Raw genomic sequence first — 15,198 nt, forward strand, 5'->3', positions numbered from 1 at the left:
GGCAGCCTATACTAGCTGCCTGCTGTAATTTAGGGCCCTAATGATGCAAGTTTCTGATTTTGACTTTGACCTTCCTGATGAGCTGATCGCTCGCTACCCGCAACCTCAGCGTACTGCTAGCCGCTTGCTGCAGCTGACCGGTAATACTGGTGAGTTGGCGCACAAAGGCTTCAAAGATGTATTGGATCTGGTAGAGCCGGGTGACTTGTTGGTATTCAACAATACCCGAGTGATCCCAGCGCGCCTGTTCGGCCGCAAAGCTTCCGGCGGTAAGATGGAAGTGTTGGTTGAGCGCATGCTGGATGACAAGAGCATCCTTGCCCATGTGCGTGCGTCAAAATCACCGAAGCCGGGTAATGAGCTGTTCCTCGGCGAAAACGACGAGTACCAAGCCGAAATGGTTGCCCGCCACGATGCATTGTTCGAAATCCGCTTCAACAGCGATAAAACGGTATTGGAGATCCTTGAAGAAGTTGGCCATATGCCGCTTCCGCCATATATCGACCGCCCAGATGAAGATTCCGATAAAGAGCGTTACCAAACGGTATATAACGCCAAGCCGGGTGCGGTGGCTGCGCCGACGGCGGGCTTGCACTTTGACGATGAGCTGATGGCTGACCTGAAAGCAAAAGGTGTCAATTTTGCTTTTGTGACCCTTCATGTTGGCGCAGGTACCTTCCAGCCAGTTCGTGTGGATAATATCAACGATCACCACATGCATGCCGAGTATGTCGAAGTTCCAGAGGAAGTGGTCACAGCGATCAACGAAACCAAAGCCAACGGTAAGCGCGTGATTGCAGTGGGGACGACGTCAGTGCGTTCGCTGGAAAGTGCCGCTCAGGATGCCAAGCAGAAGGGAACCGAGCTGAAGCCGTTTTTTGGTGATACCGAAATCTTTATCTACCCGGGTTATGAATACCAGCTGATTGATGTCTTGATCACCAACTTCCACTTGCCGGAATCAACCCTGATCATGCTGGTGAGTGCGTTTGCTGGTTACGAGCATACCATGAACGCATACAAGCAAGCTGTTGAAAATAAATACCGTTTCTTCAGCTATGGCGACTCGATGTTTATTACCCGTAAAACCGCGTAATCATACGTTTCATTGACGAAGTCAGTGTTACTTAAGGCTGCATTTGCTAAAATGCGGCCTTTCTGTTTTTCATCTCTGGCTAATTTAGATCAGACGATGACAAATTCTTCCACTAGGCTTTAGGGCGGAGTGGAAAACCTGCCAACACGTTGGCAGGTGATATTGGGCATCAAGGGCGTATTGCCTGTTGGTGCCATCGTTGTGCCCCTGACCTTAGCAGGATGGGGGTGTTGATGTCAGATTGTTTCTCTGGCTGTTGGAGGCTTTGTGAAATTTGAATTAGATAAAACCCAGGGACGTGCCCGTCGTGGCCGTCTGCAGTTTGAGCGTGGCACGGTAGAAACCCCTGCCTTCATGCCAGTTGGTACTTACGGTACCGTTAAAGGCATGACACCGGAAGAAGTGAAAGAAACCGGTGCGCAAATCCTGTTGGGTAATACCTTCCACCTGTGGCTGCGTCCTGGCCAAGAAGTAATGAAAATGCATGGCGATCTGCACGACTTCATGCAGTGGCAAGGCCCGATCCTGACTGATTCAGGCGGTTTCCAGGTATTCAGCTTGGGTGATATCCGTAAGATCACCGAAGAGGGTGTTCACTTCCGTAACCCTGTGAACGGCGACAAGATTTTCATGGACGCAGAGAAGTCGATGGAAATCCAGAAAGACCTGGGTTCAGACGTCGTGATGATCTTCGATGAGTGTACGCCATACCCTGCGACGCACGACGAAGCGAAGAAGTCGATGGAGATGTCACTGCGCTGGGCTCAGCGTAGCCGCAACCACTTTGACAAACTTGGTAACAAAAATGCGCTATTCGGTATCGTCCAAGGTAGTGTATATGAAGACTTGCGCGATGTTTCTGTTGAAGGCCTGACCAAAATCGGCTTTGACGGCTATGCGGTAGGTGGTCTGGCAGTCGGTGAGCCGAAAGAAGATATGCACCGCGTACTTGAGCACACTTGTCCTCAGCTACCTGAAGACAAGCCGCGTTACCTGATGGGTGTGGGTAAGCCAGAAGACTTGGTTGAAGGCGTACGTCGCGGTATCGACATGTTCGACTGCGTCATGCCGACTCGAAATGCCCGAAATGGCCACCTGTTTGTGACCGGAGGTGTGATCAAGATCCGTAATGCGAAACATAAAACGGATACAACCCCTCTCGATCCGCACTGTGACTGTTACACTTGTCGCAACTATTCGAAGGCGTATCTGTACCACCTGGATAAATGTAATGAAATCCTGGGTGCGCGTCTTAACACAATCCACAACTTGCGTTACTACCAGCGTTTGATGGAAAGTATCCGCAAGGCGATTGAAGAAGATCGTTTCGATGTGTTCGTAGAGGAATTCTACGCACGTCGTAACCGTGAAGTTCCACCATTAAATGACAACAAATAATCGAGGACGTTAGTAAATGAGTCTGATTTCTCAAGCACACGCAGCAGCTGAAGGTGCACCACAGGGCGGCGGCATGCAGCTATTCATCATGCTTGGCCTTTTTGCCGTAATCTTCTACTTCATGATTTACCGCCCACAGGCAAAACGTGTGAAAGAGCACAAGAACCTTATGTCCTCGATGGGCAAAGGTGACGAAGTGCTGACCAACGGTGGCCTTGTAGGTAAAATCTCTAAGGTTTCTGAAGAAAACGACTACATTGTTATCGCGCTGAACGACACAACTGAAGTGACTATCAAGAAAGACTTCGTTACTGCCGTTCTGCCAAAAGGCACAATGAAGTCTCTATAAAATTCGCTTAAAGGATCGTAGCAGTGCTAAACCGTTATCCCTTGTGGAAGAACCTGATGGTAGTGTTCGCACTACTGATCGGTTTGCTTTATGCGCTTCCCAATGTTTACGGCGAAGATCCAGCAATTCAAATCTCCGGGGCGCGTGGCGCCTCGGCAGATATGTCCACGCTGGATGCCGTCACCGAAGATTTAGAACAAAATCAAATCTCATATAAATCAGTCGCTTTCGAAAACGGTACTGTCCTGGTCCGCTTTAACGACACTAACACCCAAATTAGTGCTCGCGATATTCTTAACGACCAGCTTGGCGATGATTTCATCGTAGCCCTTAACCTTGCCCCTTCTACTCCGGCCTGGCTTGAATCCATCGGCGCGAACCCTATGAAACTGGGTCTTGATCTGCGTGGCGGTGTGCATTTCTTGATGGAAGTAGACATGGACGCAGCAATGGATAAATTGCTGGGTCAGCAGGAAGAAACGTTCCGTACTGAGTTGCGTGAAGCGAAGATTCGTTACCGCGCGATCAGCAAGACCGATGAAGCGGTTGAAGTTCGTCTGCGTAATGCAGAGCAGCTTGATGAAGCCAAGCGCGAACTGCAGCGTCTTCACCCTGATATGCAGTTTATCGATACCACTAGCGGCTTCCTGCTAACAGCGACATTTACCGATGCCCGACTGCAGGAAATCCGCAACTATGCGGTTGACCAAAACATCACTATCCTGCGTAACCGTGTTAACGAACTGGGTGTTGCCGAGCCATTGGTTCAGCGCCAGGGTGCTAACCGTATCGTGGTTCAGCTACCGGGTGTACAGGATACAGCCCGCGCCAAGGAAATCCTGGGTGCAACAGCAACCCTTGAATTCCGCGAAGTGGATAACTCGGCTGACCTGGCGGCAGCAGCATCTGGCCGTGTACCACCGGGCAGCGAAGTGAAGTTCACCCGTGATAATCGTCCTGTCGTACTGAAGAAACGTGTGATCCTTTCTGGTTCTCACATTACTGATGCAAGCTCCAGTGCCGATGAATACGGTCGTCCTCAGGTCAACATTTCGCTCGACAGCGAAGGCGGCAGCAAAATGACAGCCTTCTCGCGTAACAACGTGGGCAAGCTGATGGCGACGGTCTTTACCGAGTATAAAGACAGCGGTGATCGTGATGAGAGCGGTAAAGTCATCCTGGAAAAACACGAAGAAGTGATTAACCAGGCGACTATCCAGACTGCCCTTGGCCGTAACTTCCGCATTACCGGTATTGATTCGCAGGCTGAAGCCCACAACCTGGCGTTGCTACTGCGTGCCGGTGCTCTGATTGCACCTATCTCAATCGTTGAAGAGCGTACCATTGGTCCATCTATGGGTCAGCAGAACATCGACATGGGTATCCAGGCGATGATTTGGGGTATGGTTGCAGTAATGCTGTTTACCTTGGTTTACTACCGCCGTTTCGGTTTGTTTGCCAACATGGCACTGCTGATGAACCTGGTATTGATTATCGGTGTGATGTCGATGATCCCGGGTGCGACGATGACCCTGCCGGGTATTGCCGGTATCGTTCTGACAGTCGGTATGGCGGTTGATGCCAACGTACTGATCTTCGAACGTATCCGTGAAGAGCTTCGCGAGGGCCGCAGCCCGCAGCATGCGATTCAGCAGGGCTACGCCAATGCATTTAGCACCATTGCCGATGCCAACATCACGACCCTTATCACCGCAATTATCCTGTTTGCAGTAGGTACGGGCGCGATAAAAGGCTTCGCTGTTACGCTATCAATTGGTATTTTGACGTCCATGTTCACGGCTATCATCGGTACCCGTGCACTGGTTAACCTGGTTTACGGCGGTAAGCGCGTCGATAAACTGTCGATCTAAGGAGACGCTGACATGTTTCAGATAATGAAAGCGGATAAGGCGATCGACTTTATGCGCTGGTCGAAAGGCGCATTTGTCCTTTCGATCATTATGATTATCGCTGCAATCGGTACTGTGACGACCCAGAAACTGAACTGGGGCTTGGACTTCACCGGTGGTACCCTGATTGAAGTGGGCTTTGAACAGCCTGCTGATCTGGTGCTGATCCGTGAGTCGTTGGAAGGGGCGGGCTTTGGTGATGCCATTGTGCAGAACTTTGGCACGGCACGTGACGTCATGGTTCGTCTCCAGCCGCGCGAAGATGCACAGGGTGAGAAACTGGGTAACCAGATCATCGATGCACTGCGAGCGGGTACTGGCCAGGATGTTGAAATGCGTCGTATCGAGTTCGTTGGCCCGAATGTGGGTGATGAACTGGCAGAAGCGGGTGGCTTGGCTATCTTGGTCTCGCTGATCTGTATCTTGCTGTACGTTTCAATGCGATTCGAATGGCGTTTGGCGGCAGGTGCGGTACTGGCACTGGCTCACGACGTTATTATCACTATCGGTATCTTCTCGTTTACCCAGATTGAGATTGACCTGACTATCGTGGCAGCCCTGCTGACCGTTGTCGGTTACTCGCTCAACGATACCATCGTGGTCTTCGACCGTATCCGTGAGAATTTCCGCAAGATGCGTAAGGGCGATGCGGTAGAGGTGATGAACAACTCTATTACCCAGACCCTGAGCCGTACCCTGATCACCTCGGCAACGACATTGTTCGTGGTTATTGCCCTGTTCTTGAAAGGCGGCAGTATGATCCACGGTTTTGCCGCAGCCTTGCTGATCGGTATCACCGTTGGTACTTACTCGTCTATCTACGTAGCTTCGGCACTAGCGTTGAAACTGGGCATTGCCCGTGAGCACTTGATGCCGCCGCAAGTGGACAAAGAAGGTGAAGAGTTTGATGCCATGCCGTAAGGCATCCATCGCTTGAACGAAAAAATCCGGGCCTGGCCCGGATTTTTTTTGCTGGTGCTCAAGGTGCCTGTTTGGGCTGCTCGGGTGTCGCTGCCAGCCCCGACAAGTCCTTGATATGCAGATCCCTCTGCGGGAAGGGAATGGTTACTCCCCGGGCGGTGAGCTGCTCGTATATCTCGAATAGCAGATCAGACCGGATGATAAACACCTGCCGGACATCGTCAATAAAGCAGCGCAGTTCGAAAAGCAGCGCACTGTCGCCCATTTCAGTGAAAATGACCATGGGCTCGGGGTAGTCCAGTACCCGAGAGTGTCCAACGGCGGCTTCGGTCAACACCGCTTTGACGGTATTGAGATCGCTGCCATACGCGACACCGACCGGGACGACCAACCGGCCGTGGCTGTTGTGGAGCGTCATGTTCTTGACCGTGCCGGCGATGAGATCCGAGTTGGGGATCACGACGTCGTGCAAATCGAAGGTTTCGATACGAGTTGAGCGCACGGCGACCTTTTTGACAAAACCCGAATAGCCAGATACCTCGATCCAGTCCCCTTCCTTGATCGGCCGCTCCACCAGCAAGATGATCCCCGAGACAAAGTTCGACACTATGGTCTGCAAGCCAAATCCGATCCCGACGGAAAGGGCGCCGGCCACAACAGCCAGGCTCGACAGGTTGATCCCGGCAGCTGAAATCGCCACCAGTGCTGACAGGGTATAGCCGATATAGCCGATCCCGGTCACCAGTGCGGTGCTGGCCCCGATGTCGATACGGGTTTTTGGCAGCACCGAATACCTAAGGACATGCTGCAGCCAGCGGGTGAGAACGATCCCCGTGAGCAAAACGACGAACAGGGTCAGAATAACGTTCAGAGACAACCGCGCTTCACCGAGCGAAATGCCTTCGGAGAGCAAGCGCCAGACCTCGACAATATCGGTCATTCTCGCTCCCCAGGTCAGGGCGAGCAGAGGTATGATGGCAATGCCGATCAGGGTGATCAAGATGAAGGGCAACAAGCCCGGCTGGTTCTGCTTCTGCTCTTCGCTTAGGGTGGAAAAGCGAAATAGTACGGAAAGCAGGCCGTAGTACATCACAATAGCCAGCGCAATGACCCCGATAGACATCACCATTGGGATAATCGCCTGGCGAGCGAGGTTATCGTAGCCTAGCGCGACGAAGATAACACTAAGGATGCTGGAGGCTTTCATGAGGAGGATCAGCGTGCCGAGTACTCCCTTGCTGGCGGTATTGGCTTGCCCTTCTCCCTGATCGGCAGGGTGCTGCTGGATCGCCTTGCGGAGCACCCTTGCTAGGCTCCACATCATCAAGCTGCCCAGCAGAATGCACGGCAGAGTGTAAACGGCAATCGATGCTGGGCTGAATCGGAAATCGAGGCTGAAGGTGCCTATCAGGGAGATCAGGCACAGGAACCCTCCCAGCGACAAGCAGAACCGAAGCCCGAGCGCCGCCTGTTTGTCATCGCAGGTAATGATCCGCTTGTTGGGTGTTGCTGGCCGAAACATGAGAAACCCCAGCCAGTGACTGATGACCAAGAAACCGACCAGGGCTGGCCAAATACTCAGAGTGCTGTGCATTGAGGCAAGCCTTAACTCCAGGACCCTGATGGCAATAACAGCGGCGGCCATGCTGAGCAGTGGAAACAGTAGATAGAAGAAAGTGGCGGACATACTTAACAGTAATGACACCCCTTTGCTTGCCATATGCTGGATATGCCCCTCGAGATGCTCAAGCACTTTGGGCTGAAGCCAGGTGAGGTTGAGCACCGCTAGGATCAATAGGGCCAGCGACAGCGGAAGGACGGAAACGAAGTGGTGCTTTTTTTCCTTGTCATCCAGTACGCGGCTGAGTTCCTGATTAACGGACGAAAAGTAGCTGCTGAGTTCGCTGCTGGCGGTTGTCCAGCGTGCCGGCGAAAGCGGGGAGGGGCTTTTGACCAGCCACCTTTGCGCTGTATTTTCCCTGATCCTCGAGTCAATCTCCCCGATCAGGAGATTGATACGCTCATAGGCTCCCCTGGCGTACACACTAGGGCGGCTGGCGTTGGCCAGAGACTGCTCCAGCTCCTCTCTGCGCTGGGCTTTTAGGGGGGCTTCACTTTCCCCTTCTTTAGGGGGCGGGCCGAGGGCATCAAGCTGGGCCTCTAGGGTTCGAACTTCGACATCTTGATAGGTCGCAATTTTGTAAGCTTGTTCGCGCTGCTCGGCGAGCGCCTTGCGAAGCACCTCGAGTTGCCCGCTGGTGGTGCTCTCCCCCCGCAGTAAACGCTCTGCTTCACGGGCCGTTTGGTCCCAAGTACGAAAGGGCTCCTGCTGGTTGACGTCGGCGGCACTGGCCCACCGGGGGAGCAACGCAAGTGCGAGGAGTAGCATCCCAACGGTGAGCAGGTACATCCGTGGCTGAATTGGCGACAGCTGGATCGTATACATAGTGGCTCCTCGGGTGAGCGGCTTGTTATTATCGTCCTCTCGGGCGAAGAGAGCTGGCTTTTTCAGGATATGCCAAAAGCCGGCTGGTTGCTTGGCTGGGGGAGTGAATAGGCCAGAAACAACAACGCCCCGGTGACTTTCGTCACCGGGGCGTTTAATGTTTTTATATTAGCGAAAATTATTTCGCTAGTGCTTCGCTACCGTGTTCACGGATTTTGCTTAGCAGTGGCTTAACCACGCGTGCGTTACCAGCAACGATGTTGCCAGTCACAAGGTGGTTAGTGTTGCCAGTGAAGTCAGCGCAGATAGCACCTGCTTCGCGAGCGATTAGCTCACCCGCTGCAATTTCCCAAGGCTTCAGGCCTAGGCGGAATACACCGTCAACACGGCCAGCCGCTAGGTAGCATAGGTCTAGGGCTGCACAGCCAGACATACGCATATCGTCACACTCTACAAATAGAGCGCTCTGGATTTTGATGAAGCTTTCAGAGTGCTGCTTGGCAGCAAACGGTAGGCCAGTAGCCAGAGTCGTACCAGTTAGATCACGCGGCTGAGATGAACGGATACGCTGGCTGTTAAGCTGCGCACCTGCGCCACGAGTTGCAGTGAAAAGCTCGTTGCGTGCTGGGTCGTAAACTGCTGCCACTTCAGTGCGGCCGCGCATACGTAGTGCAACAGAGATTGCGTAGTGAGGGTAACCACGAACGAAGTTCTTGGTGCCATCCACTGGGTCGATGATCCACTGGCATTCTTTGTCCTTGCCTTCAATCGTACCGCTCTCCGCTGCAATGATGCAGTGATCAGGGTAAGATTTGCGGATAGTGTCGATAATGATAGCTTCAGCTTCGTTATCGATGTTAGTAACAACATCATTGCCTTTGTTAGCTACTTCAATAGCTTGCGATTTTTCTAGAGATTTAATGACATGGTCACCAGCCTTTCGTGCAGCACGAATGGCAATATTCAGCATAGGATGCATAGGATCTTCCCAACGGATGTTAAAGAACTAAAAAGCGGCGGCGAGTATATCAGAGCTAGGACAAAAGGGAAGTGGTTATTTTTTATTCGTGCAGGCAGGCGGTGCCGGGGCGGTGAGAAATTGCCCATTCGGTGAGGAACAAAACGTTATTGGTATAAAGTTTTTACATGTTTTCACCATTTTTAAAATGCCTGTGTTAAAATCCTTCGGTTCGATTGATAGAGTTGAAAGTTGCACCTCCTATGTTAGATAAAGTCAGTGTCGTTCTCGTGGGTACTTCTCACCCTGGCAATATTGGTTCTGCTGCCCGGGCAATGAAAGTGATGGGACTAACCAACTTGGTTTTAGTTGACCCAGCCTGTGAAATAGATGAAACAACCCATGCGCTGGCGGCGGGTGCATCCGATATCGTTGAGCAAGCAAAAATTGTATCTAGCCTTGATGAGGCTATTGCCGATTGTGGCTTGGTGGTCGGCTCTAGCGCCCGCTCTCGTACGCTGGAGTGGCCGCAGTTGGATCCCCGCGAGTGCGGGATCAAAACCATTGCCGAAGCACCTTCCCATAATGTCGCTATTCTGTTCGGCCGTGAACGCACCGGCCTAACCAATGAAGAATTACAGCGCTGTCACTGCCATGTGTATATTCCGGCTAACCCTGAATATAGCTCGCTGAATTTGGCGATGGCAGTGCAGACGGTGAGCTATGAAATTCGCATGGCTTATTTGGACTCTGAGAAATTCCAATCGCCACAGCCGGTTGAGGAATATCCGCGAATGAAGGAGCTGGAAATGTTCTACCAGCACCTTGAAAATGTGGCGACCAAGACCAACTTTATCAGTAAAGACAAGCCATCGATGGTAATGAGTAAGATGCGTCGCCTGTTTTCCCGAGCAAGACCGGAGTCACAGGAGCTGAATATTTTGCGTGGTATCCTTTCTTCAATAGAAAAATCACTCTCTCGCCCAGAGAAATAGACACAAACTCTTAATGGTTAAAAGCCTGACTAAAACAGTCGGGTAAATACTTGACCGTTTTAGTCAGGTATGCGACACTCCCCTCATAAACAAACGTGGGTAGCGGTGTGTTATGAGATTGACATCAAAAGGAAGATACGCAGTCACGGCCATGTTAGACGTGGCTTTGCACTCTCAGGATGGTCCGGTTCCTCTGGCTGATATTTCAGAGCGTCAGGGGATCTCATTATCCTATCTAGAACAGTTGTTCTCTCGCCTGCGCAAGGCTGGTTTGGTTGCCAGTGTTCGTGGACCGGGCGGGGGATATCGCCTCGGCGAAGATGCCAACCATATTGCTGTTGGCATGGTGATCGCAGCCGTCGATGAATCCGTAGATGCGACTAAGTGTCACGGCAAAGGAGACTGTCAAGGTGGCGTGCGTTGCCTGACACACACGCTATGGCGTGACTTGAGCTCCCGTATCAGCGGCTTTTTGAACAACATCACTCTTGGTGAGTTGATGCAAGACAATGACGTACAAGAAATTTCTGATCGCCAAGATCAGATCCTAACCAAGGCGTCATTTGGACATAAAAACACACACGACAACACCTCAATCGGTGTCGATGTTCGCTCCTAGAGACTAGACGTCCGTGTTTTCGGAGATGAAGATGAAACTGCCAATATATTTTGATTACTCTGCTACTTGCCCAGTAGATCCTCGCGTTGCCGAAAAGATGATGCAGTGCATGACTATGGATGGGAACTTCGGTAACCCAGCATCACGTTCTCACCGTTTCGGTTGGCAGGCTGAAGAAGCGGTTGACACTGCGCGCGAGCAAATTGCGGAATTGCTAAACGCAGACCCGCGTGAAATCGTATTTACTTCAGGTGCGACCGAGTCAGACAACCTGGCTATCAAAGGTGCAGCCCACTTCTACGGTAAGAAGGGCAAGCACGTGATTACCTGTAAAACAGAACACAAAGCGGTTCTTGATCCATGCCGCCAGCTAGAGCGTGAAGGCTACGAGGTAACTTACCTTGAGCCGGAAGCTAATGGCATTATCGATATGGCCAAATTGCGGGACGCAATGCGTGAAGACACAGTATTGGTGTCAATCATGCACGTGAACAATGAAATCGGTGTTATCCAGGACATCGCCGCTATTGGTGAGCTATGCCGTGAGAAGAAAGTGATCTTCCACGTTGATGCTGCCCAGTCGGCGGGCAAGTTGCCAATCGATGTTCAAGAAATGAAAATCGACCTGATTTCTCTTTCTGCGCACAAAATTTATGGTCCTAAAGGTATCGGTGCCCTTTACGTTCGTCGTAAGCCGCGTATCCGCCTAGAAGCTCAGATGCACGGTGGTGGTCACGAGCGTGGTTTCCGCTCTGGTACCTTAGCGACTCACCAGATTGTGGGTATGGGTGAAGCATTCCGTATCGCCAAACAAGAGATGGACAAAGATTACCAGCACGCCCTTGCCCTGCGCGAGCGTATGCTAAAAGGCCTTGAAGGCATCGAGGCAATGACCATCAACGGTGATTTGGAGCAGCGCGTACCAAACAACCTGAATATCAGCTTTGCCTTCGTTGAGGGCGAATCGCTACTGATGGCTCTGAAAGACCTTGCAGTATCATCGGGTTCGGCATGTACCTCTGCCAGCCTGGAGCCATCTTATGTGCTTCGTGCCCTTGGTTTGGACGACGAACTGGCACACAGCTCAATTCGCTTCTCTTTCGGTCGCTTCACGACGGAAGAAGAAGTAGACTACGCAGTTTCACAGATCCGCGGTGCGGTAGAGAAACTACGTGACATGTCTCCGCTTTGGGATATGTATAAAGAAGGTATTGACCTGAACACGGTCGAGTGGGCACACCACTAATCTTGCGGTCATCACGTATTCGAGGAAACTGTCATGGCATATAGTGAAAAAGTTATCGATCATTATGAGAACCCGCGTAACGTAGGCTCATTTGATAAAAGCGACAAAAATGTAGGTAGCGGCATGGTGGGAGCACCTGCCTGCGGTGACGTAATGAAACTTCAGATCAAAGTGACTGAAGAAGGTATCATCGAAGATGCCAAGTTCAAGACGTACGGCTGTGGTTCTGCGATTGCATCAAGCTCACTAATTACTGAGTGGGTGAAGGGCAAGACGCTGGACGAAGCTGCTAGCATCAAGAACTCAGCGATTGCTGAAGAACTTGAGCTTCCACCTGTAAAAGTTCACTGCTCAATTCTTGCGGAAGACGCAATTAAAGCAGCAGTTAGCGATTACAAGAAGAAACACGAAGATTAATTCTCTAAGGGTTGTTGTATGGCCATAACGATTACTGAAGCGGCAGCGAGTCGCGTAGCATCTTTCCTAGAAAACCGAGGAAAAGGCATCGGCCTTCGGCTGGGTGTTCGGACTTCAGGCTGTTCGGGAATGGCCTATGTACTGGAATTTGTTGACCAGCTAGATGAAGGCGATCAGATCTTCGAAGAAAAAGGAGTGAAGATCATCATCGATGCCAAGAGCATGGTATATCTAGATGGTACTGAGTTGGACTTCGCCAAAGAAGGTCTCAACGAAGGCTTCAAATTCAACAACCCGAACGTATCCAGCGAATGCGGCTGTGGTGAAAGCTTCAACGTATAATCGCTGAGCCAATTGGACCTGATTGCTGCCTTGAGTCGAGGGAGGATCAGGTTCAGTTATTTTTAGACTCGGTCTTTACAGAAACTCACGCGATATGAATCATTTCGAACTCTTTGGGCTACCTTTTCAGTTTCAGCTGGACGGTAGCCTTCTTGCAACCCAGTTCCGCGAACTGCAGCGCCATTTCCACCCTGATAACTTTGCGACGGCTTCCGAGCGTGACCGCTTAATGGCGGTACAGAAAGCTGCGCAGATCAACGATGCCTTCCAGACGTTGAAAAACCCTATCTCCCGTGCAGAGTACATGCTGTCGGTTAACGGCGTGGATATCCGTGGCGAGCAGAAGACGTTGCAGGATCCTGCCTTCTTGATGCAACAGATGGAGTTGCGTGAAGAGCTGGAGGAGATCCCGGAGTCGAGTGATCCACAAAGCGCGTTGTTTGATTTTGAACAGCACGCCTCAACCCTGTACAAAGCACAGCTGGTTGAGCTTGAGCAATTACTTGTTGATGAAAACTGGGAAGTGGCGGCTGACGCCGTGCGCAAGCTGAAATTTATTGTTAAGCTGCGTGAAGAAGTCGAGCGCTTGGAAGATAGCCTGCTTGATTGATTTGATCCAAGCCCGGTAAAAACACCACAGGAACGAAAATGGCACTGTTACAGATTGCTGAACCCGGTCAAAGCGCTGCGCCGCACCAACACAAATTGGCGGTGGGCATTGATCTGGGCACTACAAACTCTCTCGTGGCTGCAGTACGCAGCGGCGTTCCGGAAACCCTGAAAGATGACCAAGGCCGTGCGATATTGCCATCGGCGGTTCACTACAGCGAAGACTCAGTGGTCGTTGGCCGTGAAGCCCGCGATATCGCCCAGCAGGATCCGGCTAATAGCATTATTTCTGTTAAGCGTATGATGGGCCGCTCACTGGCGGATATCCAAGCTCGCTATCCGCAGATGCCATATCAGTTCAGCGCAACGGACAACGGTTTGCCTCAGCTGATCACCCGTGGTGGTGAGGTTAACCCGGTTCAGGTGTCGGCTGAAATCCTCAAGACCCTTAACCAGCGCGCGCAGGACACCCTAGGTGGAGAGCTGGAAGGCGTGGTGATCACAGTCCCTGCCTATTTTGACGATGCCCAGCGTGCGGGCACCAAAGACGCGGCGAAGCTGGCGAACCTCAATGTTCTGCGCCTACTTAACGAGCCAACGGCGGCAGCGATTGCTTATGGTCTGGATTCAGGCCAGGAAGGCGTGATCGCTGTGTATGACTTGGGCGGCGGTACATTTGATATCTCTATTCTTCGCCTGTCGAAAGGTGTGTTTGAAGTGATGGCAACCGGTGGCGACTCTGCCCTCGGCGGCGATGACTTTGATCACCTGCTGGCGGATTGGATTGCCGAGCAAGCCGGTATCTCCGAGCGTGATGCGATTGCCCAGCGTAAGCTGCAAGACGCTGCCCAGGCGGCCAAAGAAGCGCTGTCAGATGCCGATGAAGTCTCGGTTGATGTACTTGGCTGGCAGGGTAAGGTATTCCGTGAGCAGTTCGATGCCTTGATCCAACCTTTGGTGAAAAAGACGCTGATGGCATGCCGTCGCGCATTGAAAGATGCTGACGTCAGCGCGGAGGACGTTATCGAAACTGTCATGGTGGGTGGTTCGACCCGCGTACCACTGGTGCGTGAAATGGTTGGCAACTACTTCGGCAAACAGCCATTGACGTCTATCGACCCGGATCAGGTGGTGGCAATTGGTGCGGCTATTCAGGCTGATATCCTTGCTGGTAACAAGCCAGATGCTGATATGCTGCTGCTGGATGTGATCCCGTTGTCGCTGGGTATCGAGACCATGGGTGGAATGATCGAGAAAATCATCCCGCGCAACACCACGATTCCTGTCGCCCGCGCCCAGGAGTTCACCACTTTCAAAGATGGTCAGACGGCTATGTCAGTCCATGTGGTGCAGGGCGAACGTGAAATGGTGAGTGACTGCCGTTCACTGGCACGCTTTACCTTGCGCGGTATTCCGGCGATGGCCGCAGGTGCAGCGCATATTCGTGTTACATACCAAGTGGATGCAGACGGTTTGTTGTCTGTAACTGCGATGGAAAAGAGTAGCGGTGTGCAATCTTCTATCCAGGTCAAGCCATCATACGGCCTGACCGATGATGAAATTGCAACGATGATCCGCGATTCAATGACCTTTGCCCAGGACGATAAAGACGCCCGCGCCCTTGCCGAGCAACAAGTGGAAGCGGACCGCGTGCTGGAAGGGTTGATTGCAGCGCTGGCTCAGGATGGCGAGACCCTACTGAGCAAAGAAGAGCGCGACGAGCTGGAAGCCGTTATGATGGAACTGGTTCAATTGCGTCAGGGCACAGATCCGCACGCGATTGAAGCTGGAATTAAGAAAACAGATAAGGCAAGTCAGGAATTTGCATCACGCCGGATGGATCAGTCTATCCGCCGTGCCCTGGCTGGCCAGTCGATTGATGAGGTTTAGGC

Annotated in this window: 14 protein-coding genes; 12 read left to right on the plus strand and 2 right to left on the minus strand. The window is 51.9% G+C overall.

The window, feature by feature from the left end:
• Positions 1 to 43 precede the first annotated feature (43 nt).
• The 5 genes from queA (at position 44) to secF (ending at position 5,674) form a co-directional block, all read left to right on the plus strand.
• Positions 44 to 1,096, plus strand: coding sequence for a tRNA preQ1(34) S-adenosylmethionine ribosyltransferase-isomerase QueA (queA, locus tag R2X38_RS20520; protein ID WP_317524263.1), 1,053 nt, complete (start codon positions 44 to 46; stop codon positions 1,094 to 1,096).
• A 267-nt stretch (positions 1,097 to 1,363) separates the two neighbouring features.
• Positions 1,364 to 2,494, plus strand: a complete 1,131-nt coding sequence (gene tgt / locus R2X38_RS20525; protein WP_039469158.1) for a tRNA guanosine(34) transglycosylase Tgt — start codon at positions 1,364 to 1,366, stop codon at positions 2,492 to 2,494.
• A 16-nt stretch (positions 2,495 to 2,510) separates the two neighbouring features.
• A complete protein-coding gene (yajC, locus tag R2X38_RS20530) occupies positions 2,511 to 2,843 on the plus strand; it encodes a preprotein translocase subunit YajC (RefSeq protein ID WP_039469161.1) in 333 nt (110 codons plus the stop codon).
• Positions 2,844 to 2,866: 23 nt separating this feature from the next.
• Positions 2,867 to 4,714 (plus strand): protein translocase subunit SecD, encoded by a 1,848-nt coding sequence (gene secD, locus R2X38_RS20535; RefSeq protein WP_317524222.1) that lies wholly within the window; start codon positions 2,867 to 2,869, stop codon positions 4,712 to 4,714.
• Positions 4,715 to 4,726: 12 nt separating this feature from the next.
• Positions 4,727 to 5,674: a protein translocase subunit SecF gene (gene secF / locus R2X38_RS20540; protein WP_317524223.1), complete on the plus strand. Its 948-nt coding sequence runs from the start codon at positions 4,727 to 4,729 to the stop codon at positions 5,672 to 5,674.
• A 58-nt stretch (positions 5,675 to 5,732) separates the two neighbouring features.
• Here the strand turns inward: secF and R2X38_RS20545 are convergent, their stop codons facing one another.
• Both R2X38_RS20545 and suhB read right to left on the minus strand, forming a co-directional pair.
• The gene (locus tag R2X38_RS20545; protein ID WP_317524224.1) at positions 5,733 to 8,120 is read right to left on the minus strand and encodes a DUF3772 domain-containing protein; all 2,388 of its coding nucleotides are present in this window, start codon (positions 8,118 to 8,120) and stop codon (positions 5,733 to 5,735) included.
• A 178-nt stretch (positions 8,121 to 8,298) separates the two neighbouring features.
• Positions 8,299 to 9,099 carry an inositol-1-monophosphatase gene (gene suhB, locus R2X38_RS20550; RefSeq protein ID WP_317524225.1) on the minus strand — a complete coding sequence of 267 codons (801 nt, stop codon included), beginning with the start codon at positions 9,097 to 9,099 and terminating at the stop codon, positions 8,299 to 8,301.
• A gap of 242 nt (positions 9,100 to 9,341) precedes the next feature.
• On the opposite strand from suhB, the gene trmJ reads away from it, so the two are divergent.
• The 7 genes from trmJ to hscA all read left to right on the plus strand — a co-directional run bounded on the left by trmJ (position 9,342) and on the right by hscA (position 15,196).
• The gene (gene trmJ / locus R2X38_RS20555; protein WP_317524226.1) at positions 9,342 to 10,073 is read left to right on the plus strand and encodes a tRNA (cytosine(32)/uridine(32)-2'-O)-methyltransferase TrmJ; all 732 of its coding nucleotides are present in this window, start codon (positions 9,342 to 9,344) and stop codon (positions 10,071 to 10,073) included.
• A 112-nt stretch (positions 10,074 to 10,185) separates the two neighbouring features.
• Positions 10,186 to 10,692, plus strand: a complete 507-nt coding sequence (iscR, locus tag R2X38_RS20560; RefSeq protein ID WP_317524227.1) for a Fe-S cluster assembly transcriptional regulator IscR — start codon at positions 10,186 to 10,188, stop codon at positions 10,690 to 10,692.
• 31 nt (positions 10,693 to 10,723) lie between these two features.
• Positions 10,724 to 11,938 (plus strand): IscS subfamily cysteine desulfurase, encoded by a 1,215-nt coding sequence (locus R2X38_RS20565; protein WP_317524228.1) that lies wholly within the window; start codon positions 10,724 to 10,726, stop codon positions 11,936 to 11,938.
• Positions 11,939 to 11,971: 33 nt separating this feature from the next.
• Positions 11,972 to 12,355: a Fe-S cluster assembly scaffold IscU gene (gene iscU, locus R2X38_RS20570; protein ID WP_107301179.1), complete on the plus strand. Its 384-nt coding sequence runs from the start codon at positions 11,972 to 11,974 to the stop codon at positions 12,353 to 12,355.
• 18 nt (positions 12,356 to 12,373) lie between these two features.
• Positions 12,374 to 12,697 (plus strand): iron-sulfur cluster assembly protein IscA, encoded by a 324-nt coding sequence (gene iscA / locus R2X38_RS20575; protein WP_317524229.1) that lies wholly within the window; start codon positions 12,374 to 12,376, stop codon positions 12,695 to 12,697.
• 94 nt (positions 12,698 to 12,791) lie between these two features.
• Complete coding sequence (hscB, locus tag R2X38_RS20580; RefSeq protein ID WP_317524230.1) at positions 12,792 to 13,307, plus strand: co-chaperone HscB; 516 nt, start codon at positions 12,792 to 12,794, stop codon at positions 13,305 to 13,307.
• Positions 13,308 to 13,345: 38 nt separating this feature from the next.
• The gene (hscA, locus tag R2X38_RS20585) at positions 13,346 to 15,196 is read left to right on the plus strand and encodes a Fe-S protein assembly chaperone HscA (RefSeq protein WP_317524231.1); all 1,851 of its coding nucleotides are present in this window, start codon (positions 13,346 to 13,348) and stop codon (positions 15,194 to 15,196) included.
• The last annotated feature ends 2 nt before the right edge of the window (positions 15,197 to 15,198 follow it).

The sequence above is a fragment of the Photobacterium rosenbergii genome (assembly GCF_033022775.1).
In the GTDB taxonomy this organism is placed as follows: domain Bacteria; phylum Pseudomonadota; class Gammaproteobacteria; order Enterobacterales; family Vibrionaceae; genus Photobacterium; species Photobacterium rosenbergii_A.

Coding starts and splice junctions, on each gene's coding strand:
- queA (WP_317524263.1), top strand. CDS start 44: ATGCAAGTTTCTGATTTTGACTTTGACCTTCCTGATGAGCTGATCGCT.
- yajC (WP_039469161.1), top strand. CDS start 2,511: ATGAGTCTGATTTCTCAAGCACACGCAGCAGCTGAAGGTGCACCACAG.
- secF (WP_317524223.1), top strand. CDS start 4,727: ATGTTTCAGATAATGAAAGCGGATAAGGCGATCGACTTTATGCGCTGG.
- R2X38_RS20545 (WP_317524224.1), bottom strand. CDS start 8,120: ATGTATACGATCCAGCTGTCGCCAATTCAGCCACGGATGTACCTGCTC.
- suhB (WP_317524225.1), bottom strand. CDS start 9,099: ATGCATCCTATGCTGAATATTGCCATTCGTGCTGCACGAAAGGCTGGT.
- trmJ (WP_317524226.1), top strand. CDS start 9,342: ATGTTAGATAAAGTCAGTGTCGTTCTCGTGGGTACTTCTCACCCTGGC.
- iscR (WP_317524227.1), top strand. CDS start 10,186: ATGAGATTGACATCAAAAGGAAGATACGCAGTCACGGCCATGTTAGAC.
- R2X38_RS20565 (WP_317524228.1), top strand. CDS start 10,724: ATGAAACTGCCAATATATTTTGATTACTCTGCTACTTGCCCAGTAGAT.
- iscU (WP_107301179.1), top strand. CDS start 11,972: ATGGCATATAGTGAAAAAGTTATCGATCATTATGAGAACCCGCGTAAC.
- iscA (WP_317524229.1), top strand. CDS start 12,374: ATGGCCATAACGATTACTGAAGCGGCAGCGAGTCGCGTAGCATCTTTC.
- hscB (WP_317524230.1), top strand. CDS start 12,792: ATGAATCATTTCGAACTCTTTGGGCTACCTTTTCAGTTTCAGCTGGAC.
- hscA (WP_317524231.1), top strand. CDS start 13,346: ATGGCACTGTTACAGATTGCTGAACCCGGTCAAAGCGCTGCGCCGCAC.